27 protein-coding genes and 1 tRNA gene are annotated in these 23,940 nt (G+C 69.4%); 20 read left to right on the top strand and 8 right to left on the bottom strand.

Annotated elements, in window-relative coordinates:
• Positions 1 to 804, top strand: an 804-nt coding sequence (locus tag Q2K20_RS03230; protein WP_317176685.1) for a PEP-utilizing enzyme, incomplete at its 5' end; no start/stop codon positions are given.
• A gap of 43 nt (positions 805 to 847) precedes the next feature.
• Here the strand turns inward: Q2K20_RS03230 and Q2K20_RS03225 are convergent.
• Positions 848 to 2,698, bottom strand: coding sequence for an HNH endonuclease signature motif containing protein (locus Q2K20_RS03225; RefSeq protein WP_317176684.1), 1,851 nt, complete (start codon positions 2,696 to 2,698; stop codon positions 848 to 850).
• Positions 2,699 to 3,032: 334 nt separating this feature from the next.
• Between Q2K20_RS03225 and Q2K20_RS03220 the strand changes: the two genes are divergently transcribed.
• From Q2K20_RS03220 to Q2K20_RS03200, 5 genes are all read left to right on the top strand, one after another.
• Complete coding sequence (locus Q2K20_RS03220; RefSeq protein WP_067716139.1) at positions 3,033 to 3,236, top strand: hypothetical protein; 204 nt, start codon at positions 3,033 to 3,035, stop codon at positions 3,234 to 3,236.
• 231 nt (positions 3,237 to 3,467) lie between these two features.
• Positions 3,468 to 4,520, top strand: a complete 1,053-nt coding sequence (locus Q2K20_RS03215) for a TerC family protein (RefSeq protein ID WP_132063119.1) — start codon at positions 3,468 to 3,470, stop codon at positions 4,518 to 4,520.
• Between the two features lie 184 nt (positions 4,521 to 4,704).
• On the top strand, positions 4,705 to 7,515 hold the full coding sequence (locus Q2K20_RS03210) for an aconitate hydratase (RefSeq protein ID WP_132063120.1): 2,811 nt from the start codon (positions 4,705 to 4,707) through the stop codon (positions 7,513 to 7,515).
• 272 nt (positions 7,516 to 7,787) lie between these two features.
• Positions 7,788 to 8,654 (top strand): enoyl-CoA hydratase-related protein, encoded by an 867-nt coding sequence (locus tag Q2K20_RS03205; protein WP_069390459.1) that lies wholly within the window; start codon positions 7,788 to 7,790, stop codon positions 8,652 to 8,654.
• Between the two features lie 40 nt (positions 8,655 to 8,694).
• Positions 8,695 to 9,450 carry an SDR family NAD(P)-dependent oxidoreductase gene (locus Q2K20_RS03200; RefSeq protein WP_069390460.1) on the top strand — a complete coding sequence of 252 codons (756 nt, stop codon included), beginning with the start codon at positions 8,695 to 8,697 and terminating at the stop codon, positions 9,448 to 9,450.
• A gap of 46 nt (positions 9,451 to 9,496) precedes the next feature.
• Here Q2K20_RS03200 and Q2K20_RS03195 read toward each other — a convergent pair whose 3' ends face one another.
• Positions 9,497 to 10,030 (bottom strand): cupin domain-containing protein, encoded by a 534-nt coding sequence (locus Q2K20_RS03195; RefSeq protein ID WP_069390461.1) that lies wholly within the window; start codon positions 10,028 to 10,030, stop codon positions 9,497 to 9,499.
• Positions 10,031 to 10,306: 276 nt separating this feature from the next.
• Here Q2K20_RS03195 and Q2K20_RS03190 point away from each other — a divergent pair, with 276 nt between their 5' ends.
• Complete coding sequence (locus Q2K20_RS03190) at positions 10,307 to 10,777, top strand: hypothetical protein (protein WP_069390462.1); 471 nt, start codon at positions 10,307 to 10,309, stop codon at positions 10,775 to 10,777.
• Positions 10,778 to 10,826: 49 nt separating this feature from the next.
• On the opposite strand, the gene Q2K20_RS03185 is transcribed toward Q2K20_RS03190, so the two are convergent.
• From Q2K20_RS03185 to Q2K20_RS03170, 4 genes are all read right to left on the bottom strand, one after another.
• Positions 10,827 to 11,252, bottom strand: a complete 426-nt coding sequence (locus Q2K20_RS03185) for an organic hydroperoxide resistance protein (RefSeq protein WP_069390463.1) — start codon at positions 11,250 to 11,252, stop codon at positions 10,827 to 10,829.
• 164 nt (positions 11,253 to 11,416) lie between these two features.
• A complete protein-coding gene (locus tag Q2K20_RS03180) occupies positions 11,417 to 12,022 on the bottom strand; it encodes a hypothetical protein (protein ID WP_069390464.1) in 606 nt (201 codons plus the stop codon).
• A 142-nt stretch (positions 12,023 to 12,164) separates the two neighbouring features.
• The gene (locus Q2K20_RS03175) at positions 12,165 to 13,415 is read right to left on the bottom strand and encodes an RNA polymerase sigma factor (protein ID WP_268098484.1); all 1,251 of its coding nucleotides are present in this window, start codon (positions 13,413 to 13,415) and stop codon (positions 12,165 to 12,167) included.
• A gap of 13 nt (positions 13,416 to 13,428) precedes the next feature.
• Positions 13,429 to 13,719 carry a DUF3072 domain-containing protein gene (locus tag Q2K20_RS03170; protein WP_069388673.1) on the bottom strand — a complete coding sequence of 97 codons (291 nt, stop codon included), beginning with the start codon at positions 13,717 to 13,719 and terminating at the stop codon, positions 13,429 to 13,431.
• 155 nt (positions 13,720 to 13,874) lie between these two features.
• On the opposite strand from Q2K20_RS03170, the gene Q2K20_RS03165 reads away from it, so the two are divergent.
• Both Q2K20_RS03165 and Q2K20_RS03160 read left to right on the top strand, forming a co-directional pair.
• Complete coding sequence (locus Q2K20_RS03165) at positions 13,875 to 14,267, top strand: hypothetical protein (RefSeq protein WP_069388672.1); 393 nt, start codon at positions 13,875 to 13,877, stop codon at positions 14,265 to 14,267.
• Entirely contained in the window at positions 14,264 to 15,004 is a 741-nt protein-coding gene (locus Q2K20_RS03160; RefSeq protein WP_083249499.1) for an RES domain-containing protein, read from the top strand. Before Q2K20_RS03165 ends, Q2K20_RS03160 begins: the two co-directional genes overlap by 4 nt.
• A gap of 16 nt (positions 15,005 to 15,020) precedes the next feature.
• Here the strand turns inward: Q2K20_RS03160 and Q2K20_RS03155 are convergent, their stop codons facing one another.
• Entirely contained in the window at positions 15,021 to 15,431 is a 411-nt protein-coding gene (locus Q2K20_RS03155; protein ID WP_067716108.1) for a YciI family protein, read from the bottom strand.
• 194 nt (positions 15,432 to 15,625) lie between these two features.
• Between Q2K20_RS03155 and Q2K20_RS03150 the strand changes: the two genes are divergently transcribed.
• Complete coding sequence (locus tag Q2K20_RS03150) at positions 15,626 to 16,414, top strand: SDR family NAD(P)-dependent oxidoreductase (RefSeq protein ID WP_069388676.1); 789 nt, start codon at positions 15,626 to 15,628, stop codon at positions 16,412 to 16,414.
• Between the two features lie 22 nt (positions 16,415 to 16,436).
• Here Q2K20_RS03150 and Q2K20_RS03145 read toward each other — a convergent pair whose 3' ends face one another.
• On the bottom strand, positions 16,437 to 16,892 hold the full coding sequence (locus Q2K20_RS03145) for an ArsI/CadI family heavy metal resistance metalloenzyme (RefSeq protein ID WP_069388675.1): 456 nt from the start codon (positions 16,890 to 16,892) through the stop codon (positions 16,437 to 16,439).
• 97 nt (positions 16,893 to 16,989) lie between these two features.
• On the opposite strand from Q2K20_RS03145, the gene Q2K20_RS03140 reads away from it, so the two are divergent.
• From Q2K20_RS03140 to Q2K20_RS03095, 10 genes are all read left to right on the top strand, one after another.
• Entirely contained in the window at positions 16,990 to 17,349 is a 360-nt protein-coding gene (locus Q2K20_RS03140; RefSeq protein ID WP_067716102.1) for an Rv2640c family ArsR-like transcriptional regulator, read from the top strand.
• 76 nt (positions 17,350 to 17,425) lie between these two features.
• Positions 17,426 to 18,424: an RNA polymerase subunit sigma-70 gene (locus Q2K20_RS03135; protein WP_253695459.1), complete on the top strand. Its 999-nt coding sequence runs from the start codon at positions 17,426 to 17,428 to the stop codon at positions 18,422 to 18,424.
• Positions 18,425 to 18,601: 177 nt separating this feature from the next.
• Positions 18,602 to 19,162 (top strand): dihydrofolate reductase family protein, encoded by a 561-nt coding sequence (locus Q2K20_RS03130; RefSeq protein WP_069388670.1) that lies wholly within the window; start codon positions 18,602 to 18,604, stop codon positions 19,160 to 19,162.
• Between the two features lie 35 nt (positions 19,163 to 19,197).
• A complete protein-coding gene (locus tag Q2K20_RS03125; protein WP_069388669.1) occupies positions 19,198 to 19,488 on the top strand; it encodes a DUF4287 domain-containing protein in 291 nt (96 codons plus the stop codon).
• A 134-nt stretch (positions 19,489 to 19,622) separates the two neighbouring features.
• Positions 19,623 to 19,695: transfer RNA gene (locus Q2K20_RS03120), tRNA-Gly, on the top strand.
• Between the two features lie 125 nt (positions 19,696 to 19,820).
• The gene (locus Q2K20_RS03115) at positions 19,821 to 20,705 is read left to right on the top strand and encodes a DUF1295 domain-containing protein (RefSeq protein ID WP_069388668.1); all 885 of its coding nucleotides are present in this window, start codon (positions 19,821 to 19,823) and stop codon (positions 20,703 to 20,705) included.
• A 13-nt stretch (positions 20,706 to 20,718) separates the two neighbouring features.
• Positions 20,719 to 21,849, top strand: coding sequence for an FAD-dependent oxidoreductase (locus Q2K20_RS03110; RefSeq protein WP_119192791.1), 1,131 nt, complete (start codon positions 20,719 to 20,721; stop codon positions 21,847 to 21,849).
• A 202-nt stretch (positions 21,850 to 22,051) separates the two neighbouring features.
• A complete protein-coding gene (locus Q2K20_RS03105; protein WP_067716093.1) occupies positions 22,052 to 22,387 on the top strand; it encodes a helix-turn-helix domain-containing protein in 336 nt (111 codons plus the stop codon).
• Positions 22,388 to 22,401: 14 nt separating this feature from the next.
• Positions 22,402 to 23,229: an ImmA/IrrE family metallo-endopeptidase gene (locus Q2K20_RS03100; protein WP_067716152.1), complete on the top strand. Its 828-nt coding sequence runs from the start codon at positions 22,402 to 22,404 to the stop codon at positions 23,227 to 23,229.
• A complete protein-coding gene (locus tag Q2K20_RS03095; protein WP_067716090.1) occupies positions 23,226 to 23,855 on the top strand; it encodes a hypothetical protein in 630 nt (209 codons plus the stop codon). Before Q2K20_RS03100 ends, Q2K20_RS03095 begins: the two co-directional genes overlap by 4 nt.
• The last annotated feature ends 85 nt before the right edge of the window (positions 23,856 to 23,940 follow it).

Genomic DNA, 23,940 nt, shown 5'->3' with positions numbered 1-23,940 from the left:
GCGATCATGCAGGTCATGGTGCGGTCCACGCTCGAGCGGGGTGGGCGGGCGTCCGAGACCGCGGAGGTCCCGGAGCCGGAGTCACCCGTGATCCGCCAGCTTGCGCGGTGGGCCCGGGCCGGTGCGCGGGGCCGCGAGGAGACCAAGTCCAGGATGGCGCTGATGGCGCACTCCTTGAAGCGCGGTTATCGGCATCTGGGCGAGGTGCTCTCGGCGTCCGGGCGGCTGCCCGATGCGGATCTGGTGTTCTTCTTCGACCGGCCCGAGCTGGCGCGGATCGTCGGCGCGCCGGGCCCGGTGACCGGCGGGCTCGCGAGTCACGGCTCGGACGGCAGCGTGTCGGCCTCCCCGGAGGAGTTGGTCGCACAGGCTGTCGAGCGTCCGAAGGCGCTGGCGTTCCAGGACGCGCTCGAGTTCCCGGACGTGTCGGTGGGTCGGCCGACTGCGTTGATCGCCCGGCCGCCCCGCGAGGCTGCGGGCGGCGAGATCGTGGGCCGTCCGGCGAGCCGCGGAACGGTGGCGGGCGTGGTGCGGGTGGCCCGGTCGATCGTCGATGCCCGGGAGGTGCAGCCCGGTGAGATCCTGGTCGCGCCCGTGACGGACGTGGGCTGGACTCCGTATTTCACGGTGATCGCGGCGCTGGTCACTGATATCGGCAGTTCTGTCTCTCACGGCGCGGTGGTCGCCCGCGAGTACGGCCTGCCATGCGTGGTCAACACCATCGACGCCACCCGAACGCTGCGCACCGGCGACCGCGTACGAGTGGACGGCGACCGCGGCGTGGTGACTCGACTGGAGGGGTGAGGGCCCGGCACCCAGCTACTGCGCCGCAAACTGCGCGGTCAGGTCAGAACGGTGGTGGGTCGATGAGTTCGTCGAGGCGTTCGTGGAGTAGGGCGCGGATGCCTTTTTCGATGTCGCTGTGGTGGGGTTTGTTGCGGGCCCACCAGCGGCTGGCGCTCTCGTGGGTGGCGCTGGCGGGGGTGGCTTTCTCGGGCGTGGCGTCCTCGGCCGCGGCGGCGCTGGAACCGGCGCCGCCTGTGCTCGTGCCGTTCCCGGTGCCCGTCCCGGTGCCGGGGGCGGGTGGGGTGGGGTCAAAGGTGCGGGCGCGTTCGGCGTTGCGGCGTTCGGTGCGGTGGCGGGCCGCGCGGCGCGACCAGAACGTCGGCTCCGCGTCGGCCTTCTCGTCACCGGTGGGCCCGGGGCTGCGGCGTTGCTGCCGGGTCCACGCCTCGGTCTCGGCGCGGGCCTGTTCACGCCGGTACTCGGCCAGTGGGCCGGAGGGTCGGGTGAGCATGGTCGAACCGTCCGGGGTGCGCACGGTCAGGGTGCCGTCGGGCTGCAGGTCGTAGATCCAGTCGGAGAAGGTCTTGAACCGGTGATGGCGCCGGCACATCGCCGCGAGGTTGCCCTCGATGGTGTGCCCGCCCCGCTGGGGGTCGGCGTGATCGAACGGCACCACATGATCCAGATCACAGGCCTCGGCCGGGATCGCACAGCCGGGGTGGCGACAGGTGCCATCGCGCAGCCGGATCCGGCGGGCCAACTGGGCACCGGGCCGGTATTTCAGGGCGGTGCGGGCGTCATCGGCGGCCCCGATGCGCGGGTCGATGGGTTCGAAGGTGGCTCCGTCGCTGGTGGCGAGCATGTCGAGCAGGGCCTGCAGGGCGGCCTGGCCGGTGCGGGTGAACTCCACTCGGGCGCCGCCGGCGTCGCGGGCGGTGTTGCCGGTGGCGATGACGGTGACCTTCGGCCGCAACGCCACCCCGGCACCCGGCGCGCCGGGCCGGCCGGGGCGGGCCGGGGTGCCGGCTAGGCCGGGATCGCCGCACACCAGGGACATCAGGGCGTCGGCGCGACGCTCGGCGATCGAGTAGTCCTCGACCTCATCAGCGCCAGTGCCGTGGCCAGTGGTCGCGCCGCCAGTCCCAGCGCCCGCGGTGTCGGTCTCGGCTTGGGTGTTGGCGGCGGCTTGGGCGTCGGCGTACTTGTGGTCTTTCACGCGCTGGTCGAGGGCCTCGGCCAGGACGGCCGCTTCCTCGGTGGCCAGGATCGCCGAGACGCTGGACATGCCATCGACGCCCTTATGGAACCGCACCCCGCGGGTGCGGGCCGCTTCCTGACGGCGCAGGCGGATCCCGTTCGCGTCGTAGCGGGCGATGATCGCATCGACGTTGCCGCGGATGGCTTTCTCACCAAGGCGCACCCCGCCCTCGATCGCGGCGAGATACTCCTCGACGACCTGCCGCTGCACCGCCTCGAGCACATCGACGTGGACGGTGGCCATCTGCGAGGCCAGGATATTCGCAGCCTGCAGATCCAGCCGCCCCTGCGCCATCGCGGACAGGATCGCCGGATACCGCAGGTGCAGATCGAGGGCGAAGGTGATCATCCGTTCGGCCCGGCCCGTCGAGATCGCCATCGCCGACACCACGTACCCGGCCGCGACATCGATCGGATCGAGCACGACATGACCGGGCCGACACTCACCGCCGCCCGCCCCGGACTCCTCCCGGCGCTGGCATTCGACAAACAACTCGTAACAGGCCACGAACCGGCGCGCCGCCGCACGATTCTCGCCCATCCACCCCTCACGCGCCGCCGCCCGCAACCCCGACAGCGACACGGGCGCCGCGGAACCGGCGCCGCCACCAGACGAGGAGGGGCCACCGGCCGCGGCGTCTGCGTTACCGCCCATGTGCCCCACCCCCTGCCCGTGCGCCGCCTACCCGGTATCGAATCTGTGTTCTACAGTACGCACACACATTCGAGTACGCAAGGGTTGAATCAGGACATTTCGCCACCCGAGGCCCAGCCCTCTTGACTGGCGCAGAAGCCCTCAACCAGCAAGGTGGACTCGTCGCAACAGGCCCCCTCCACGCCGCAAGATCCCCCCGAAGCATCGACCACAACAGGCTCTCGACCCGGGACGATGCCAGCGAGACGATCTTTCGTTGCCGCCGCCCCTGGCGCCGCTCGCGGGAGGCTGCTAGAGGTGGAGGCACACGCCCCTGCGCCAGGAGGAGGACGAGATGATCGCCGAGGACCGTATCGACCCGGACGAGTACACCCCGGGCCCGGATTCAGTCACCGCACCCGAGGAGTACGAGCCCGAGGTGACCGTCGAGGACCCCTTCCGCGAGGCAAATCCGGCCGACGTTGCCGAGCAGGCCATCGAGCTCCCCGCCGACGACGGCGACGGCGAAGCGGTGGGAGACGACGACGAGGTCGCCTGACCCTGCGCTCCGCGCCTGAGCCGGGCGCGGAGCGTGCCGAACCGGCAAGGGGTGCAGCCAAGGTGACGAATCCGCCGTTGCGCCGCCCTGCCGGTGCCGCTAACCTTGCAGCACCAGAAGGGGAGTATCCCTCACACGCGTCGTCGTCATTCCGGCCCTCGGGCCCGGCGGCGCGGGCCGACCAGGCCGGGAGAGACCTTCGATCACCCACTGATCGAAAGGTCCCCGATAATGCACACCCCTCTCTGGCTCTGGCTCGCGGTCATCGCCTTCATCGTCGTGATGCTGGCCATCGACCTCGTCGCCCACCGCAAAGCACATGTCATCGGCGTCAGGGAAGCCGCGGTGTGGTCTGCCGTCTGGATCGCCCTCGGCGTCGGCTTCGGCGCGATCGTCTGGGCGGTCTGGGGCGCGGACTTAGGCCAGCAGTACTTCGCCGGGTATCTCATAGAGAAGTCCCTGGCAGTGGACAATGTCTTCGTCTGGGCGATCATCTTCGCCCACTTCGCGGTGCCCGCCCAGTTCCAGCACCGGGTCCTGTTCCTCGGCGTCTTGGGCGCGCTGGTATTCCGCGGCATCTTCATCGCCGGCGGCGCGCTGCTCATCCAGAACTTCTCCTGGATCCTGTACATTTTCTCCGCATTCCTGCTGTACACGGGCTTTCGCATGATCCGCCAGCGCGACGAGCACCTCAACCCGGACCAGTCCCGCATTCTCGCGGCCTTCCGCCGGCTGGTGCCCATGACGGACACGTTCCACGGTCAGCGGCTGCTGGTCCGTAAGGGCGGGCTGATCATGGCCACTCCCCTGTTGGCTGTGCTGGTGCTGGTCGAGACGACCGATGTGGTCTTCGCCGTCGACTCCATTCCCGCCATCTTCGCGGTCACCGACGAGGTGTTCCTGGTCTTCACGGCCAACGCGTTCGCGATCCTGGGCCTGCGCGCGATGTACTTCCTGCTGGCGGATCTGGTCCACCGGTTCGTCTACCTCAAGATCGGGCTGGCACTGGTGCTGATGTGGGTCGGCGCGAAGATGCTGCTCAAGATCGACGTCTTCTACATTCCGACCCCCATCTCGCTGGCCGTGATCGCGACCATCCTCACCGTGTCGGTCGTGGCGAGCCTGCGGGCCACGCGTGGTCACGAGCGCCAGAGCCCGCCGACACCGGCCGAGCCTCCGTTCCGCATCGCCACCGCCGAGGAGGACGCGCAGCTCGAGCCGCTGTTCCGTCGCGGGCGGACGCGCGGCGTGTCAGAGGACTCCCCCGCCGCGACACCACGCTGACCGTTGCCGAAGAGCGTCCCGCGCACACCCCGCGAGAAGCGGGTGCGCGGGACCCTCTCGAGCCCCAGCCCGGGTACGCGTGACGCCTTATAACTTCCGGTTTTCGGGAGTAGGGTCGGCAACAACGCCGGTGATCCTCGTCACTAGCACGGGCCGCACCGGCACCTCTACGAAAGGGCCGGTCATGAGTGTCAACAGTTTCGGTTCGAGGGATTCGCTGGCAGTCGGGGGCGTGGACTACGAGGTCTACCGACTCGATCAGGTCTCCACCGCGGTCCCGCTCCCCTACAGCCTCAGGGTCCTGCTGGAGAATCTTCTGCGCAACGAGGACGGCCGAGTGGTGACGGCCGAGCAGGTCGAGGCACTGCGGGAGTGGACTCCCCAGTCCCCGCCGGAGCGGGAGATCCAGTACACGCCCGCCCGGGTGCTGATGCAGGACTTCACCGGGGTGCCGTGCGTGGTGGATCTGGTCGCGATGCGCGATGCCATCACCGACCTCGGCGGCGACCCCAAGAAGATCAATCCGCTCATCCCCGGCGAGCTCGTGATCGACCACTCGATCATCGCGGACGTATTCGGCCGCCCGGATGCGTTCGAGGTCAATGCCGAGCTGGAGTTCGGCCGCAACCAGGAGCGCTACCAGCTGCTCCGGTGGGCGCAGGAGTCGTTCGCCGACTTCGTGGTGGTCCCGCCGAACACCGGCATCTGCCACCAGGTCAACCTCGAATACCTGTCCCGGGTCGTCTTCACGCGCGAGGGGACCGACGGTATGACCCAGGCCTACCCGGACACGCTCGTCGGTACCGACTCCCACACGCCGATGGTCAACGGTCTCGGCGTGCTGGGCTGGGGCGTCGGCGGCATCGAGGCGGAGGCCGCGTTGCTCGGCCAGCCGATGAGCATGCTGATCCCGCAGGTCATCGGGCTCAAGCTGACCGGCGAGTTGCGGGAGGGCACCACGGCAACCGATCTCGTCCTCACAGTCGCGGAGCTGCTGCGCCAGACCGGCGTCGTGGGCAAGTTCGTGGAGTTCTTCGGCCCCGGTGTCGCCGCGGTCCCGCTGGCCAACCGGGCGACACTGGGCAACATGAGCCCCGAGTTCGGCTCGACGTGCGCCATCTTCCCGGTAGACGACGAGACGCTGGACTACCTGCGGCTGACGGGTCGGTCGGAACAGCAGATCGAGCTGGTCGAGGTCTACGCCAAGGAGCAGGGCCTGTGGCACGACCCGGACAACCCGGCCGAGTACAGCGAGGTCATCGAGCTGGACCTAGGGACGGTGGTCCCGTCGATCGCCGGGCCCAAGCGGCCGCAGGACCGCATTGCGCTGGGCGATGCGCCGGCCGTGGTGCTCGGCAATCTCGATGAGGAGAAGAACCGGTCGGAGAAGGACGACGGGAGTCTGGATGACGCCTCGGCGGACTCCTTCCCCGCCAGCGACCCGGTCTCCCCCGGTTCCACTACGGCGAAGAACGAGCCTCCCCGCCACTACTCCGAGGAGCAGCTGACCGCCAACGCCGAGCTCGGGTGGCCGAGCGATCCGGCGGAGATCATGATCGACGGCGACGAGTCGCCGGTGATCTTCGACCACGCGGACGTGGTCATCGCGGCGATCACCTCGTGCACCAACACGTCCAACCCCTCGGTGATGATCGGAGCGGCGCTGCTGGCCAAGAAGGCCGTGGAGCGTGGTCTGAAGCCCAAGCCGTGGGTCAAGACGACGTTGGCCCCCGGGTCTCGGGTCGTCACCGACTACTACGACCGGTCCGGCCTCACCCCTTACCTGGAGGAGCTCGGGTTCGATCTGGTCGGCTACGGCTGCACGACGTGTATCGGCAACTCCGGGCCGCTGACCCCGGCGGTGAGCAAGGCGGTCAATGACAAGGACCTCAACGTCGCCGCGGTCCTGTCGGGCAACCGCAACTTCGAGGGCCGCATCCACCCCGAGGTCAAGATGAACTTCCTGGCGTCCCCGCCGCTGGTCATCGCCTATGCGCTGGCCGGGACGATGCGCAAGAACCTTCTTGAGGACCCGCTCGGAACGGGCTCTGATGGCGAGCCGGTCTACCTCCGTGATGTGTGGCCCAGCTCGGCGGAGATCAAGGAGGTCGTGGACGCCAATCTCGAGGCAGACATGTTCACCAAGGGTTACGCCGACGTCTTCGACGGGGACGACAACTGGCGCGGCATGGACGTGCCGGGGGGTGACAAGTTCGACTGGACCGGGGACTCCACCTACATCCGCCGGCCGCCGTACTTCGACGGCATGGCGGTGGAGCCCGAGCCGATGCAGGACATCACCGACGCCCGCGTCCTGGCGATGCTGGGCGATTCGGTGACCACGGACCACATCTCACCGGCCGGGGCGATCAAGCCCAGTTCGCCCGCTGGCGAGTACCTCCAGCAGCAGGGGGTCGAGCCGGCTGACTTCAACTCGTACGGGTCGAGGCGCGGCAATCACGAGGTGATGATCCGTGGCACGTTCGCCAACGTCCGGCTCCGGAATCTGTTGGCGCCCGGCACCGAGGGCGGGGTCACCACCCACTTCCCGAGTGGTGAGCAGACCAGCATCTATGACGCCTCGAACCGCTACGCCGAGGAGGGAGTGCCGTTGGTGGTGATCGCCGGCGCCGAGTACGGGTCCGGGTCGTCGCGGGACTGGGCGGCCAAGGGCACGTCGCTGCTCGGGGTCCGGGCGGTGATCGCGCAGTCGTACGAGCGGATCCACCGCTCCAACCTCATCGGGATGGGCGTCCTGCCCTTGCAGTTCCCCGAGGGCGAGTCCGCCGAGAGTCTCGGTCTCAAGGGCGACGAATTGTTCTCCATCACAGGGCTCGAGGGCCGGGACAGCGTTCCGGAGGAGGTGACGGTCCGGGCCGGTGAGGGCGACTCGGCGGTCGAGTTCACGGCGAAGGTCCGCATCGACACCCCGGCGGAGGAGGCGTACTACGAGCACGGCGGCATCCTGCCGTACATGCTCCGGCAGATGCTCTGATCCCACGCCCCGCGACCCGCCCCACGCCCCCAGCCCACCGTCGCGAAGAGTGTTCCGCGCACGTTCTGCGAGAGGCAGGTGCGCGGAACACTCTTCGCGGCGGAGCCGCATCAGCACCGGAGGTCTCGACGACAACGACCACGACGACGACGAGGTAAGCACCTGCCGACGCCTCGCAGCTGCAGGGAGAGCCGAACCGGCCCACACCGCCCGCGACGAGATGTGGTCGATCCGGCCGGCGCCGCTGCTCGGCGCAGGTAACGTCCGACATCATGCAGCCTTCGCCGGATCAGGCTTCCGAGAACCCGCCCGACCAGCCCGAGGTCATCCTCGATCGCCACGGCGAGATCGCCGTGATCCGACTCAACCGCCCGGCCAGGCTCAACGCGGCGACCTACGAGAACCTGACGGACATCATCACCGCGTTGGACAACTGCGATGCGGACGACGATGTGCGTGCTGTGGTCCTCACCGGCACGGGCCGGGCGTTCTGCGCGGGAGCGGACATCTCCGGCGGGGGCGACACGTTCGCGGCTGATCCCGATGCCGACACCGGCGAGGCCCCGCCGGACACCGGCGGTCAGGTCGCGCTGCGCATCTTCCGCATGACCAAGCCGGTCATCTCGGCGATCAACGGGTCGGCCGCGGGGGTCGGGGTGACCATGACCCTGCCGACGGACGTACGCATCGCCGCGGACACCGCCAAGTTCGGGTTCGTGTTCACGCGCCGGGGTCTGGTGCCGGAGGCGTGCTCGACGTGGTTTCTGCCCCGCATCGTGGGCATCTCCACCGCGATCGAATGGGCTGTGGGCGGCAAGACGATCCTCGCCGCCGAGGCCCTGGAGCGAGGGCTGGTGAGCGAGGTGCTCCCGGCCGATGAGGTTCTACCGCGCGCCATCGAGGTCGCGCGCGAGATGACGCGGGGGACGTCGCCCGTGTCGACCGCGCTGACCCGCCAGCTGCTGTGGCGCATGCTCGGCGCGTCCGATCCCGAGGTGGCCCACCGCGCCGAGTCGATCGGCATCTACACCCGTGGTAAGTCGGCGGACGTGCGCGCCGGCGTCACCGCGTTCCTCGCCAAGAAGGAGCCGGAGTTCCCGGACCGCGTGTCCGACGGCCTGCCCGACCTCTTCTCCTGACCCCGGCCGCTCTCGGGCCCCACAACCGATAGGACCCCCCATGCCTGCTGATGACCTCACGGGTCGCGTCGCGATCGTCACCGGATCGACCGCCGGACTGGGCGCCAGGTTCGCCCACGTGCTCGCAGGCGCGGGCGCGACTGTCGTCGTCACCGGGCGGCGCACCGAGCGGATCCGGGAGGTCGTCGAGTCCATCGGCCGGAGCGGCGGCAAGGCGCACGGCGTCCGGCTCGACGTCACCGACCCCGCCTCCATCGAGGACTGCCTCACCGAAGTCACCGAGCAGATCGGCCTCCCGCAGATCCTCGTCAACAACGCCGGCATTCCGGACGCGCAGCGTGCGCACAAGATGACGTTGGAGCTGGTGGACGCCGTGCTGGACACCAATGTCCGCGGCCCGTGGCTCATGGCGACCGGCGTCGCCCGCCGCCTGATCGAGGCCGGGGTGCCGGGGCGGATCGTCAACATCACGTCGATGAGCGCCTACCAGTACGACGGCAACGGAGCAGCGCTCTACTCCACCACCAAGGCCGCGGTCAGTCGGATGACGGAGGCCCTGGCCGTGGAGTGGTCGCGCACGTTCATCAACGTCAACGCGATCGCCCCGGGGGTCTTCGCCTCGGAGATGACCGACGGCATGCTCGCCCGCGTCGGCGACATCGCGCCCGGTCTCGCGCGCAAGCGTCTCGGCCAGCCCGAGCAGATCGATTCGACGCTGCTCTACCTGGTGTCCGACGCGTCGGAGGCGGTCACCGGCACCGTCATCAAGATCGATGACGGGCAGCTCCCCCGCTGACCTCTCAGCTAACCCCCGCTGGCCCCTCAGCAGACGGGCTGGCCCCTCACGCCGTGCACTTGCTCAGGTCGTTCTCGAGGAGCTCGTGCCCGACCGGGGTCACGTAGGTCGCCATGAGAACCACGTCCTCCGTCCCGTGATTCCGGCTCTCGTAGATCGAGCCCGCTTCCTCGATGTTCGAGTCCCCGACGCGGTAGATGCGGGAGCCGCCGGGGTGGCGATCGGAGTAGTGCGTGAGTTCGCCTTGCTTGACGACGGCGATCAGGGATCCGTGGTGGCAGTGTTCGCCGGTGCTCGCCCCCGGCTCGATCGTGATCTCGCGGAAGGTCACCGATACCCCGTCGTCGCCGCCGTCGACCTGCAGGTCGACGGGGCGGGCCTGTCGGCCCTGCACGATGTCGACGGCCAGGAAGGGCTGTGACCCCGCGATCGTCGAGGCGGGCGGGAGCGGCTCGGTCGGGTTCACTGTTCTCACCTCGGGCGACTCCGCCGTGGCGTCGTCGGAACCGCACGCGGCGGTGGCGAGGACGCAGACCCCGGCGAGTATGGAGATGGTCGATCTGGTCAGTCTGTGGCGCATACCTGCTGATCCCTGAGTCTGCTCGGACCGAAGGGGGATTCGGTCAGCTGAACAAACGCTATCAGCGAACGGGCCCCGAGTTCGGCCATCATCGTTCTTCTACCGAGGTCGGGGCCGAGCGGGCGTCGATCGCGACGGCCTGTAGGCGACGGCCTGAACGACGACGACGACGAAGTCAGCCCCTCAGCGAACCGCCGCCGGCTCGTGGAAGGCCGAACCGGTCGCGCGATCCCGCTGCTAGCGTGGGTTCTCACTCTCACCGACCCAGGAGTTGCCGTGCCCCTGCCCCACTTCGCGTGTCGGAGTCTCGGCCTCGCGGTCGCCCTGATCGGCGCGGTGAGCGCGCTCGGCTCCGCCACCGCTGCCGCCGATCCGGACGCCGTGGGAACTCCCGCCGCGGCCCCTCCGATACCCCGCGGGATGCCGCAGATCGTCAGCGACGTGCTGGGGCCGGAGGACCCCGCGTTCTGGAATCCGGCGATCCCGGGGACGAGGGTCCTGACCCCGCTCGAGCCGCGCGCCGAGGTGATCTGTGCGACGGGTTTCGTGCCGGTCATCTCGTGTTCGACCATCAACAGGTGGGACTTCGACTCGAGGCAGCGTTCGCTGGAGTTCGTGGACGTGCCCGCGATCGGTGGGCCGCCCCTACGGGTGTGGTTCGACGTGCCCCGCCTGGGCGACGGGTCCACGCGCGAGCCGGTGAACCGCGCCGTGACCTGGTGGCTGACGGATCGCACGCTCTCGTAGCCCGTTCACCTAGCCCACGCCCCGAGCGGCGCACTGTCGGGGCCGGGCCTCAGTCCTCGCCGACCGAGACGGTCACCTCGATGTTGCCCCGCGTGGCCCGGGAGTACGGGCACAGCTCGTGGGCCAGCTTCGCGAGTTCGTCGGCCTGCTCGGCCTCGACGTCGGGGATGATGACCTCGAGGTCCACGGCGATGTCGATGCTCTCCTCGCCCGAGCGCACCAGTGACACCCGCGCGCCCACGGACGAGCCGTTGATCGTGACCTTCTTCGCCCGCGCCGCGCTCTGCAGGGCGGAGTGGAAGCAGGCGGCGAACCCGGCGGCGAACAGCTGCTCGGGATTGTTGCCCTCGCCCGAGCCGCCGAGTTCCTTCGGCGGGGCCATCTCCAGGTCCACGGCCTTGTCGGCGGTGGCGACGTGCCCGTCCCGGCCTCCGCCGGTGGAGAGGGCTTCGACGGTGTAGAGCGCATCGGACATTCGGGAATCTCCTCGGTCGGGGGCGTGTAGGTGTGGCCCAACGTACGCGGCGGCCGCGAGCGCTGCCGCCTGACCGCCGGGGGTTAGGCGAGTGGCCAGGCCGGCGATCAGGAGGGATTCGGAGCCACCTCCGCCGCGGACGTGTGCCCGCGCGGCCTCACCGATCAGAGCTCAGCCGCGGCCGCGTACATGGCCGCGAGTTCCCGCAGGGTGGCGTGGTCCTGTCCGAGCAACCCCATGGGTGAGCGGCGGTCCGGCAGCGAGTCGGCCGGCGCTGTCCACCACGCGGTGGCGGCCTCGGGGTAGTGGCCGGCGTCGAGCATCCGGTTGATCATGGCGACGATGTTGTCCGGGTCGCGCGGGTCGAAGTGGTCGAGCTGGAACCGCGGGTAGACCCAGCGTCGGTCGCCGCGGAGCACGATGAGCCGGCCGTCCCTCGCGAAGGTCCGCAGCGCATCTGCGGGTGTGGAGCCGGGGACCACGCCCCGCTCGATGAGGATCTCGCATGCCTCGGTGGAGCAGGCGTGGGGTACCTGCAGCACGGCGCTGTGCACTGCGGAGGCGATCATCTTCCGACGGGCGGCAGCGGCGGGGTCGGCGGGCGGCCGGAACGGATCCCCTATCGGGAAGCGCGCTGCCCGGAGGGCTCCGTCGACCTGGTCGGCCACCCTGGCGAACGTCCTGCGCCGCCTCAATTCCCGCAGCATGACCTCGGTGAAGTGTCGGTCGTCGAGATCCCGCAGGGCACGCTCCGCGGTGTCCTCGGACACGGATCTCCGTGACGCCGTCCGGTTCTGAAGAGTCATCGCGGGCACCTCGCCTTCTCCAGCGAATTCTAGGCCGCGCGGTCGCCCGCAGCGAGGGGCTGGGCCGACTAGAAACATGCTGGAAACGTGGCCGCCGGTACGGGTCTCAGGACTCCGCCCGCCGCAGCTCGGCTGCCTTGCGGGCCAGGTACCGGCGCTCGGCCACCGACGTCGCCTCGGTGGCGGCGCGGCCGTACAGCCCGGCGGCCCCGCCGGTGTCCCCCGCCAGCTCGTTGAGGTACGCCTGCGCGGCGGTGCGCCGGGGCAGCGACTCCGGCAGGTCGACCAGCGCCGCCAGGCCGGCGTGCGGGCCGACGGCGTGGCCCACCGCGACGGCCCGCCCGAGCCGCGCCGCGGGGTTGTCGCGCAGGGCGAGTAGCTCGTCGTACCACTCGACGATCTGGACCCAGTCGGTCTCGGCGGTGCGCGCGGCGTCGGCGTGCAGAGCGGCGATCGCGGCCTGCGCCTGGTACTCCCCCAGCTGGTCGCGTGCGAGCGCTGCCTGCAGGATCGCGACACCTTCCGCGATCGCTCGCGCGTCCCATCGGGTGCGGTCCTGCTCGGCGAGGGGGATGAGTTCGTCGCCGTCGCCGTCGTCGTCGCCGTCGTCGTTGCTGTCACGGCCGGCCCCGCCGCCCCTGAACCGCGCGGCGCGGCGCGCGTGGTGCAGCAGCATCAACGCGAGCAGGCCCCGCACCTCGGGGTGGTCGATGGCCGCCGACAGGTGCCGGGTCAGGCGCAGGGCCTCCTCGGCGAGGTCGACCTCGCCGGTGTAGCCCTCGTTGAACACCAGGTACAGCACCCGCAGCACGGTGGCCACGTCGCCGGGCCGGTCGAGGCGCTCGCCGGCGATGGTGCGTTTGGCGCGGCTGATTCGCTGCGCCATGGTCGCCTCGGGCACGAGGAACGCCCGCGCGATCTGGCGGGTGGTCAGCCCACCCACCGCGCGGAGGGTCAGCGCGATCGCCGACGGCATCGGCAGCGACGGGTGGGCGCACAGGAAGTAGAGCCAGAGGGTGTCGTCGGTGGGTGCCGTCGCGGGCCCCGGGGCCGTGGTCAGGTCACCGGGGTCCGGAGGCGACGACGACAGCGACGACGAGCCCGGCCCCTGCTCCTCCGCAGCCCGCTGCTCACGACGCCGACGGGCGCCCTCGGAGCGGACGATGTCGAGGAATCTGCGCCAGGCCACGGCGGTCAGCCAGGCGCGGCGGTCGCGCGGTGGGTCGTCCGGCCAGACGCGCAGCGCCTCCATGAGCGCCTCCTGGACGGCGTCCTCGGCGGTGGCGAAGTCGGCTCCGCGGCGGATGAGGATGCCGATGACCTGCGGCGTCAGCGTCCGGAGGTCGGGGGCGGTCATGGCACCGGTGCGTCTAGGCGTGGCCGGTGCGCGGGCTGTTCTTCTGCAGGCGGTCGATGTGCTCGGAGGCCTCGGCCTTGGTCAGCGTCGTCGGGAGTTCCTCACCGGCCTCGCGGGCGAGGGTGTCGAGGTAGCTCTTCTGCGCCTCCGTCATGGGCTCGTCGCCGGTGACCCAGTCGTCGGGGTCACGCTGCACCGAGCTGCCGTCGGCGGTCCGGCCCTCGGGGACGGGCGAACCGAGGGTCTCCTCTGCGCGGTTCTGGTTCTCGTCGGGCATCGGGGTGGTCGCGTCCGGGTTGGTCATGCCCGCACGGTACGCCCGCGCTCCCGGTCGAACCACCGGCCAGTGCGGGGTGCCCGACGCCACAATGGGGATGGTCACTGGGACCTGCTGGGGATACGATGTGGGAAACAAGGTGGGATTCAGCAGTGACAGCCCACACGTCAGGGAGCATCACGATGGCGATACTTCATCGGCGGCCGGATCTCGCCGCGTACGAAGAGGCGAACCGGATGACGAACGCCGAACTCGTCGGTGCACTCCGGCCACTCCTGGGTGATCGGTTGGTCGCCTACTTGGGGCAGGTCAAAGAAACCCGTGCGGTACGGGGATGGGCCGACGGCACCCGACAGATCGCCGGGCCGGAAACCGTGGAACGGCTTCGAATCGCCTACCGGATCGCTCGAATGATCTGCGAGCGCGATTCCCCGGCGGTCGCCCAGGCGTGGATGCAAGGACTCAATCCGCTTCTCGATGACAGGGCCCCGGCTCTGCTGCTCCGCGATGGTGACGTCGGAGAAACCGGCCCGATGGTGCTCGCCGCCGCGCGTCAATTCGTATCGGTCGGATGAGCCGCGAGACGGTAGTCCGTACCGACGCCGGCGACATAGTCGTCCGGAGACACACCGCCATAACAGTTCACCGCGTGGGATTCGCTCCCACACCGTGGCAGTGGACCGATTGGGCTTACGCCGAGGACGGCCGATTCGATGGACGGTGGGACGACCCCGGAGGCTCCTGGCGGACCCTCTACGTGGGCGAGACCCGGCTCGCCTGCCTTCTGGAGCTCCTCGCGAGGTTCAGGCCCAGCTCGCGGGTGTCCGACGAACTCGCGGAGATAGAAGTCGACGGGGAAGACGAATTCCCGACCATCGAGGCGGGCACGATTCCACCCGACTGGTGCGAGGTGCGATGCAGCGGAACAGCGATGATGTCAGGCAGCTTTGCTGTTCCTGGTGATCACCGCTCGCTGGCCGCTCTGCGATCAAGGTTCAGAATGACCGCCCTCGGACTCGGGCTCGACGACCTCGATGCTGCGGCGATCAGGGACGCGAGACCCCGCACCCTCACACGGGGAATCGCCTCCTGGCTCCACGGGGTCACGGACGTAGACGACGTCCCACTCGACGGAATCGAATTCGCCTCCCGACACGGGGACGACCTCACCTTGTGGGCGATCTTCGAACGCTCCCGAGATGGGGACGTGTCGGCCATCCTGGCGCCGCGCTTCGACAACGCGGGTCTCGGAACGGGTGACGCAGACCTTAACCGCGCGATGGAATTGCTCGGCCTGCGCTGGGCCGACTGAGGCGGACCGGCCGCGGTCAGTCCTCGATCTCCGTGGGAGCGGTGAGCAGGGGCCGCAGTTCGAGCCACTCGCGGATCGGTTCGCCGCCCGGGCCCGGCGCCGCGGACAGCTCGGACGCGAGCGCCAGGGCCCGGTCGTAGTCGGCCACATCGATGATCATCCAGCCGGCGATCAGGTCCTTGGTCTCGGCGAAGGGGCCGTCGGTCAGCGGCGGGCGGCCCTCGCCGTCGTACCGCACCCACGTCCCCGACTCCGACAGTGCGTGGGAGTCCACGTACTCCCCGGAGTCCCGCAACCGGTCCGCGAAGTCCTCCATGTACTGGAAGTGGGCGGCGACGTCGTCGGGGTCCCATTCGCCCAGCGGCGGATAGGTGGGCTCCTCGGGTGCGGAGCCGCGATAGTGCTTGAGCATCAGGTACTTGGCCATGACAGAACCTCCTCGTGCTGTGCGACCCAGTGTGGTCGCTTCACCGGGGAGACGGAACAGGTCGCGGGTTCTCGACATCGGGGCCGCCGCCCACCGCCATGGCCCGAGCCGTCGCCGATCCGCCGCGCCGGGCGCAGAGTTTCTAGTAGAACTTGTTCCAGTAATCAATTTAAGAAACCGACTTAAGGATGGGCATGGGAACTCTGGACGGACGGGTGGCCGTGGTGACCGGTGCCGGGATGGGCATCGGCCGGGGGATCGCCGGGGCGCTGGCCCGCGAGGGCGCGTCGGTGGTGGTGGCCGAGATCAACGAGGCCGCCGGCACGGACACCGCGCAGTGGCTGCGGGACGAGTGGGGTGCGCAGGCCGAGTTCGTGCGCACCGATGTCACCGACAAGGAGCAGGTCCTGGGCATGGTGGACGCCGCCACCGACCGCTTCGGCCGCCTGGACATCCTGGTCAACAACGCCTGGCGGGGATCGGGGTTCGCCCGCCTGGAGAACATGACCGACGAGAAGCTGCGCGCGGGCTTCGACATGGCCGTGATGGCCGCGTTCTGGGCGATGCAGGCGGCCCTGCCGGAGCTGGAGAAGCGTGGCACCGGCCGGGTCATCAACCTGTGCTCGCTCAACGGCGTCAACGCACACATGTACTCGGTGCAGTACAACGCGGCCAAGGAGGCGTTGCGGACGCTCACCCGCACGGCCGCCCGGGAGTGGGCGCCGCGTCAGGTGTGCTGCAACGTCATCTGCCCCGGCGCGCAGAGCGAGGCCTATCGGCGGGTGGCGGAGGCCGATCCGGAGATGGCGGCGGGCATGGCGGCGGCCAACCCGATGGGCCGCGTCGGCGACCCGCTCGCCGACATCGGCCCGGTGGCGGCGTTCCTCGCGGGCGACGCCAGCCGCTACCTCACCGGCAACACCCTGTTCGTCGACGGTGGGGCGCACATCAACGGTGTGCAGTGGGCGCCGTCGGTGGACTGAGGAACGACGACGACGAGGGCCTTCAGCAGCAGGACGTGCCCGCGGTCGCGGCCTCCTCGGAACGGGTCGAATCGGCCGGGTCGTCGAGGTGCTGTGGGCTCGTGCCGAAGGTCTCGGAGTCGGCGAGGACGGTGTAGACCTCCCACTTCTCCCCCGCCGGTCCGGTGACCCACACCTTGTCCTGGGTGGCGAAGCAGCAGGTGGTGCCGATCTCCTCGTCGGTGAACAGACCCTCGTCGGTCAGGCGCGCGATCTCGGCGTGGACCTTCTCCGAGGACTCGACCTCCACCCCGAGGTGGTTGATCGAGCCACCCTTGCCGGGGTTCTCGAGCAGGACGAGCTTGAGCGGCGGTTCGGTGACCGCGAAGTTGGCGTAGCCGGGCTTGAGCTTGGCCGGCTGGACCCCGAAGAGCTTGGAGTAGAACGTGACGGCCTCGTCCAGGCGGTCGACGTTGAGGGCGAGTTGAACACGGGACATGGCGGCCTCCACCTGTGTGACATATATCGAATCGGTTTGCTCCACCAGAATGCTCCTGCTCTTCGATATATGTCAAGAGGGTCGCTACACTCTGTTCATGCCCAAAGCGCTCCCCGTGATCGACGTCAGCGGGCCGATCTGCTGCGACTCGGTGTCGGCCGCCCCCATGAACGATGCCGCCGCCCTCGAATTGGCTCTGCGCCTCAAGGCCCTCGCCGACCCGGTCCGCCTCAAGCTGGTGTCGATCCTGCTCACCGACAACGGCGACGGCGTGTGCACCTGCGATCTGGCGACGGGTGTCGATCTGGCCGAATCCACCGTCAGCTACCACCTCGGGCAGCTGCGCAAGACCGGCATGGTCGTCTCCGAACGTCGCGGCATGAACGTCTACTACCGGGCGCGCGCCGAGTCCCTCGACGCCCTGCGAGGGGTGCTCGACCCGAACTGCTGCCGCTGACCGCCCGGCAGGCTGACCAGTCAGTCGAGGCGTAAACCACCCCACGACCGCCGCGCCACGGCGGAGACTGAGTTCCGTGCACACGATCGAGGCAGAGGACTACCGGCGCGAGATCCTCGGCTACTGCTACCGCTACTTCGGCTGCTTCGCCGAGGCCGAGGACGCGACCCAGGAGACCATGCTCCGCGCGTGGAAAGCCCGGGACGGCGCCGGGTTCCAGGGCCGATCGTCCCTGCGTACGTGGCTGTACTCGATCGCCACCAACGTCTGCCTCGACATGACGCGGGCTCCACAGCGCAGGGCCCTGCCCACGGACCTCACCGAACCCGGCGCAGTGCCCGACGACCCCACGACGCTGACCACCCTGCCCGAGACCACCTGGATCGGCCCGGCGAGCGACGCGCACCTGGGGATCGACCCCTCTGCGACCGCGATCGAGCGTGAGTCCGTCCGGCTCGCCTTTGTCGCCGCCCTCCAGTACCTGCCGCCCCGGCAGCGGGTCGTCCTGCTCCTGCGCGACGTCCTCGACCACTCGGCCGCGGAGTGCGCCGAACTCCTGGGGATGACTCTCCCCTCCGTCAATTCCGCGCTCGCCCGGGCCCGGAAGACCCTGTCCCAGCACGAGACCGCGCTCCCCGGGCCGACGGAGAACACCTCGTCGTCGTCCTCGTCGTCACGGTCGTCACTGCCGTCCCGCCCCGACCCCCACGTCGACGCGCGCCTCCTCGAGCAGTACGTCGCGGCGTTCGAGGCCTACGACGTCGACCGCCTGGTCGCCCTGCTCACCGACGACGCCGAGTTCACCATGCCGCCGTTCGAACTCTGGCTGCGCGGAGCGGCGGAGATCGAACGGTGGTGGCGTGGTCCGGGCGAGGTCTGCCGGAACGCGCGCACGATCGTCACCTCCGCCAACGGCCGGCCAGCCGTCGCGGTCTACCACCAGGCCGGCGACCAGCGCTGGGAGCCGTTCGCGATCCACGTCCTCGACTCCGCCGCCGGCCGCATCTCGGCCATCACCCACTTCATCGGCGCGCACCACTTCGCCGAGTTCGGCCTCCCCGCACAGTTGCCGTAGTCGCGGAGCCCCTGTGCCCCCGACCCCGCCGGCGTGCTGGCCGACCGGCGCGCCGAAGAATTTCCCGCGGCACCGATCATTTCCGCCGCCCCGTCCCGTCTACCCCTGTGAAGGCAACTCCCCCGGGCCACGGGCACCCGCTCGACCGGCCCCCGAAACCCCGCAGGAGGGATCATCATGAGCCGCAGGATCACCGCGCACATGTTCTCCACGCTCAACGGCGTGTCCGAGCACGCGGAGCGCTGGCAGTTCGACGCGTTCGGCCCCGACGAGATGCAGTCCATGCAGCAGATGACAGCCACCACCACGGACCTGGTGCTGGGCCGCACGCTCTGGCAGGAATGGTCCGGGTTCTGGCCCACCTACGCCGACGACCCGTTCGCCCAGTGGGTCAACCCGGTCCGCAAGCACGTGCTCACCTCGACGCTGACCGGCGACCTGCCGTGGAACAGCACGATCGTCTCTGGCGACCCGGCGGAGTACCTCGAGCAGTTGCGCACACAGCCCGGAGGCGACATCGCCGTCGGCGGCGGGATCGAGACGACCCGGCGACTGGTCCTGGCCGGCCTGGTCGACGAGCTCACCCTGACCATCCACCCGGTGATCACCGGCGACGGTCGCAGGCTCTTCGACGACTCCGTCCCCACCACGCGGCTGCAACTGCGGAGCTCCACCCAGACCCCGGCGGGCAACATCGTCGCCACCTACTCCGTCCGCCCGGACACCCCGGCAGCCTGACCGACCGGCCGCCACCCACCAGCAAGGAGAACCCCATGTCATTCCAGGCCTACCTCGACACGATCGAGACCAAGACCGGACTCACTCCCCGGCAACTGGTCGACGCCGCCACCGAGAAGGGCTTCGGCCCCGGAACCAAGGCGGGCCCGATCCTCGCGTGGCTCAAGGAGGACTACGACCTGGGCCGTGGACACGGGATGGCGCTGGTCCACGTCATCACCAAGGGTCCGAAGATCGACCCGAAGCACGTGGGGTCGGGGGGCTCCCACTCCGACGCCTCCGACACGCTGTGGCTGGACGGTGCGGCCACCAACCCCGACAGATGACAGGGCGCCTGGCCCGTGACAGGGCCGCCGGCCGCCGCAGGCGCCCGAGGGGTACCTCCCCGACGAGCTCCCGGAGGGATGGTCTAGAGTTCTTTCTCGCAACGCGGTGAGCGAGAGCGAGCCTGCGAAGCGATGCGGATGTGGCGCAGCTGGTAGCGCATCACCTTGCCAAGGTGAGGGTCGCGAGTTCGAATCTCGTCATCCGCTCTCTCGGAAGTGACGACGACGAGGTCGTTCATTTCCCTCTGGACGCACACGCGCCGGGATAGACCGAACCGGCCACATTCGCAGTTACCTCAACCAACAGCCGGACGCCGCTCTACCCTCCTGACATGAGTCGAGGCGCGTCCCTCCTGCGAATCACCGTCGCGTACGTCATCGCCATCGCCGCCGGGTTGGCGTGGCTGGTGTGGGGTCCGGACACCGGGCAGTTGTGGCTGGACGGGCTGATCGCGGACATCGTCGCGACGCTGGTCATCTTCGGGTTCAGCCGCATCTTCGGGAACTCCAGCACGTACGACGCCTACTGGTCGGTCATCCCGCCGCTCCTGGCGTTCTACTGGTGGGTCGCCGCCGATGCCGGCGTGAACGACGTCCGCTGGTGGCTCATGATGGCCGTGCTGGTGGCGTGGGCGATCCGCCTCACCGCCAACTGGGTCCGCACCTTCCCCGGGATGCATCACGAGGACTGGCGCTACCCGCTGGTCCGCGAGCGGGCCGGGAAGTTCGGCCTCGTCGCCGACCTCATGGGGATCCACGTCTTCCCCACCCTGGTGGTGTTCGCCGGCCTCATCCCCGTCTATGTGGTGGCCACGCGCGCGGGGCAGCCGCTCGGCTGGCTGGACATCGTCGCGTTCGCCGTCGGCATCGCCGCACTGGCCCTGGAGACGGTCGCCGACCTGCAGATGCACCGCTTCCTCGCCACCCGTACGCCGGGCCAGGTCATGCAGACCGGGGTGTGGTCGTGGTCGCGGCACCCGAACTACGTCGGCGAGTGCGGCATCTGGCTGTCGATGGCCCTGTTCGGCCTGGCCGCCTGGCCCGGCGCATGGTGGGTGTTCGTCGGCGCCGCCGCGATGCTCGCGATGTTCCTGGGCGTGAGCATCCCGATGATGGAACGCCGCAGCCTCGAACGCCGCCCCGAGTACGACGACGTCGTGCAGCGCGTGTCCCGGTTCCTCCCGCGACCGCCCAGGAAGGCCACCGCCCGCGTGTGACGCGGCACCGCGTATGACCCGACCCCGCGTCGTGGTCGTCGGACTCGGCGACACGGGCGTCCTCACCGCCATCGCGCTGCGCGGGTACGCCGACGTCGTGGGCATCACCGCCACGCCGGAGTTCGTCAGCGGCCAAGAGCTCGGCCTGCGCCTGGCCCGGCCAGAGGCGTGGGAGCGGGACTACCGCATCGCCTACCGCCGGTTCCGCGGGCTCGACCGCACGCGCATCGTGCACGGCACCGCGACCGGCCTGGACCCCGAGCAGCGGCGCGTGCGCGTCACCCGCGCTGACGGCACAGGGGGCGACAGCACAGTGGCCGAGGAACCGTACGTCGTCGTCGTCTCCACCGGGGTGACCAACGGCTTCTGGCGCCACCCCACCCTCCGGGACGCGGCGGACGTCGACGCCGAGCTCGCCTCGCCGCACCAGCGCCTCGCGGCGGCCGGGTCGGTGGCGGTGATCGGCGGGGGCGCGGCGGCGGTGAGTGCGGCCGCGCAGGTCGCCGAGCGGTGGCCGGACACGGCCGTGGACCTCTACTTCCCCGGCGAGCGCGCGCTGCCCCATCACCACCATCGCGTCTGGCTGCGCGTGCGGTCCCGCCTCGAATGCCTCGGCGTGGGCCTGCACCCCGGGCACCGTGCGGACCTGCCTCCCGACCACGACACCCGCCACCTCACCGGCGGGCCCGTCACCTGGACCACGGGGCAACCGCCGGCCGGCGCCGACGTGGTGATCTGGGCGATCGGCCGCGTCACCCCCAACACGGCGTGGCTGCCCGGCGGGATGCTCGACGACCGCGGATTCGTCGCCGTGGAGCCGTCACTGCAGGTCACCGGGTATCCGGGGGTGTTCGCGGTCGGGGATGTCGCGGCCACCGACCCGCTGCGCACCTCCGCCCGCAACCGCGGACACGTCCTGCTCGCGCGCAACATCCGGGCGCATCTCGCCGGCAACCCGCTGCGCGACTACCGCCGGCCGCCGCGCCGATGGGGCTCGGTGCTCGGCCCGCTCCGTGACGGCCTGATCGTGTTCACGCCCACCGGCCGAGGCGTGCGCGTGCCGGCGCGGGTCAACGACGTCGTGCTCCAGCGCCTCATCACCCGCCAGGGGATCTACGGCGGGGTGCGGCGCCGGCCGCGGTGACGCCGGCGCTCAGGTGGTCCGGTCGGGCCGGGCGGGTCGGTCACCGCCCCGATGGGTGACGAGTCCGACGACGACGAGGAGGACTGCACTGGAAGTTCGTCGCTCTGTGGCCGCCCATAACGCCACCTACGGGCTCGACTGCTGGGCCACTCCTCAGCTACACTGAATCAGTTCTGCAGTAGTGATTCAGGAGGTGGTCCGGATGCCAACGCTGCCCCACGGTGCGAGGATTGCAGCTGCGCTCAAGCTGGCGAACATCTCCCAGCGAGAACTCCAGAACCGCACCGGGATCTCGCAAGCGACGCTGAGCCGGGTTGTCAGCGGCCATCGCGCCGCCAAAATGCCCGAGCTCATCCAGATCGCCGACGCCACCGGCGTGACAGTTGCTTTTCTGACTGGCTCAGACGCCTCCGAACGAGTGCAGTTCGCCGCTCGAGCCACCAACGGATCGGCCATGGAGCAAATGCACGAACAGCTACTTCACTTCATTGAGCTGGACGCCTACCTCGACGACCAGGCGATATTCGCGAGCATATGACGGGCACAGAGGGAATGTCCGCCGAGCAAGCCGGCAAGCGCGCGGCGATGGACTTCCGCGCCAGGCATGGGCTCGGCGTCCAACCCTTGGGCGATCTCGCGGCGATCATCGAGCAGTCCACGGGGATCGATGTCGCCGTCCTCGACGCGGACCGAGACCAGCACGGATTAGCGATGCGGGATCCGTCGCGCGGCGCCATCTTCATTGGCGTTGCGCGTACTCGCCACCCAATGAGGCAACGAAGCACACTCGCCCATGAGCTTGCCCATGTGATTTTCGACGACTGGAACGCAGGTCAAGACCTCAGCGAACGCTCTCCGGCAGAGGTTCGCGCCGACTCATTCGCGCGACACCTGCTGATCCCAGAAGAGGGACTCGAAACTCACCTGGGTCAGCGCGTGTCGTTTTCCGAAGCGGACTTGTCAGCGGTGGTGCAGTGGTTTCTGGTGTCACCGCCGATTGCCGCGATAAACCTGGAGCGTGCCGGGTACATCACCGAGTCGACTAAGCAGGAGTGGAGATCTCTCTCTACCCCGACGCTCGCCGCCCGCTACGGATGGAGCGACCAGTACCGATCTCTGGAAGCAGAATCCGACCGGCCGCGTCCACCGCGAAAGCTCTTGGCTCGCGCAATCTCCGGTTACGCAGAGGGCGTCGTCAGCGCGCAGACCATCGCCTCACTGAGAGGCATCGACGCCGAGCAAGTGGAAGCCGAATTGGCACAGGCAGGTGTCGTTCCGCGCAGGGCCGAAGTCTCATCGCTCGATGCATCCGACCTTCCCACCGTCAGTATCGACCTGAGCGACCTCGACGACGAGGGGCGCGAGGGCGGGACGGTATGACCCCGCGCCCGATCATGGACGCCGGACCCGGACTGAACTTCTTCGCCTCGCACAGCGAACGACTGCTGTTCGGCACGCTCGGCTCCCTCTGCGTGCCGGAAACCGTCGCGCGAGAGATGCGACAGAAGGCCACACATCCTCGGTTTGAAGCTGCTGGACGGGTAATGAGCAAGCTCACGCCGAAGTATCTGGAAGTCCTTTCCGACGACGAGACGGACCAGTTGGTACGCGCGGTCACCCGCATTAGCGGTACGCCCTTCGCCCAGCGCATTCGACGCTCCCGCGATCTCGGGGAGACCATGGTCATTGCCCACGCCGCGGTAGCTGCCGAGTCGGGAAGCGACGTGCTCGTACTCATCGACGACCGCGACGGTCGCGAACGCGCATCGCGGGAGAGCGATCGTCTACGTCGACTCAGGCACAGCGGCCAGTCGGTCGGGAGCATCAATCTCATCAGTACGCTCACCGTGCTCGAACGCGCCGCTGGCGGCCAATTCCTGCCCGACAAGCGTGCGCTCAGAGACCTCTACGCCAAACTCCGCCCGCTCGACGACGGCCTACCGCCGCTGAACTCGACTCGGCTGTTGGCCTTGCCCTGCTGGACCAAGATCTCAGGCGACGAGTAATGCCCGATTATGGGCGCTGGCTGAATGCACATTGGACGATTCCTTGTTGCGCCGGAGCGTGTGGCTACGCTTGCCTCGTAACCGC

The organism is Dietzia sp. IN118, from assembly GCF_032905965.1.
GTDB lineage: Bacteria > Actinomycetota > Actinomycetes > Mycobacteriales > Mycobacteriaceae > Dietzia > Dietzia kunjamensis.
Note: the sequence above shows the minus strand (reverse complement) of the source record. Positions and strands in the feature narration are given on the sequence as shown.